Here is a 1,136-nt window from a genome sequence, read left to right as displayed (position 1 = left end):
GGCGGATTGTGCGGTCGTTCTGACAGACAGATGTTGGGGCTTATGCCGCCTTCGCGAGCAAGCCCGCTCCCACAGTAGACCGCATTCCATCTGGAGAAACGCGGTCTACTGTGGGAGCGGGCTTGCTCGCGAAGAGGCCAGATCAGGCAACACAAATCCCAACGATCAGCGCCCGCCACCCAAATCAACAAACGTCCCGGTCGCATAAGATGCCTTGTCCGACAGCAACCACACAATCGCCTCCGCCACCTCATCCGGGCGTCCGCCCCGGGCCATCGGAATGGCCGACTCAAGCTTGCTGACCCGATCCGGATCGCCGCTCAGTGCATGGAAATCGGTATAGATATAGCCCGGACGCACCGCGTTGACCCGAATCCCCTCACCCGCCACTTCCTTGGACAGACCGATGGTGAAGGTGTCGAGTGCGCCTTTGGACGCGGCGTAGTCGACGTACTCGTTGGGCGAACCCAGGCGCGCGGCGACCGAGGAGACGTTGACGATGCTGCCGCCCTGCCCGCCGTGTTTGGGCGACATGCGCAGGATCGCGTGCTTGGCGCAGAGGATCGGCGCCAGGACGTTGGTTTTCATGATTTTAAGAATGCGGAATTCGGACATTTCATCGACCCGCGACTTGTGCCCGACGGTGCCGGCGTTGTTCACCAGCGCGGTGACCCGCCCCAATTCGGTGTCGACCCGCTGAAACAGCGCGATCACTTCGTCTTCGATGCTGACATCGGCGCGTACCGCAATGGCTTGCGCCCCCAGCGCCCGCACTTGCTCCAGCACGCTTTGCGCGGCCTGTTCATCCGACTGATAGTTGATGCAGATCCGATAGCCCTGCCCGGCAGCCAACAACGCCGTAGCGGCGCCAATTCCGCGCCCGCCACCGGTGATTACCATGACTTTATCCATGCTGGCCCTTCCCCCCAATGCACACGTAACAGTCGGGTTGAAGAATAACCGCCATTGGGCGGTTTTGCATGGGCTCTGTCAAAGACAAAACCCTGCATGAGACTGAGATGTTTTTTGTGGCGAGGGAGCTTGCTCCCGCTCGGCTGCGAAGCATCCGTGATGCCGGGCAACACAGTAAAACCGAGTAAAAACGCGGCCGCTTCGCGCCCCGGCGGGAGCAAGCT

At 61.1% G+C, this 1,136-nt stretch carries 2 protein-coding genes; both read right to left on the bottom strand.

What is annotated here, in order from left to right; genetic code table 11:
* Positions 1–165: 165 nt before the first annotated feature.
* Entirely contained in the window at positions 166–912 is a 747-nt protein-coding gene (locus tag QMX91_RS31200) for an SDR family oxidoreductase (protein ID WP_007968514.1), read from the bottom strand.
* Positions 894–1,136, bottom strand: a 243-nt coding sequence (locus QMX91_RS31195) for a hypothetical protein (protein WP_282413912.1), incomplete at its 5' end; no start/stop codon positions are given. The genes QMX91_RS31200 and QMX91_RS31195, both read right to left, overlap by 19 nt.

This window comes from Pseudomonas sp. PS01299 (genome assembly GCF_029960145.1).
Taxonomy (GTDB): domain Bacteria; phylum Pseudomonadota; class Gammaproteobacteria; order Pseudomonadales; family Pseudomonadaceae; genus Aquipseudomonas; species Aquipseudomonas putida_A.
This window is presented reverse-complemented; position numbering and strand designations above follow the sequence as displayed.

Coding starts and splice junctions, on each gene's coding strand:
- QMX91_RS31200 (WP_007968514.1), bottom strand. CDS start 912: ATGGATAAAGTCATGGTAATCACCGGTGGCGGGCGCGGAATTGGCGCC.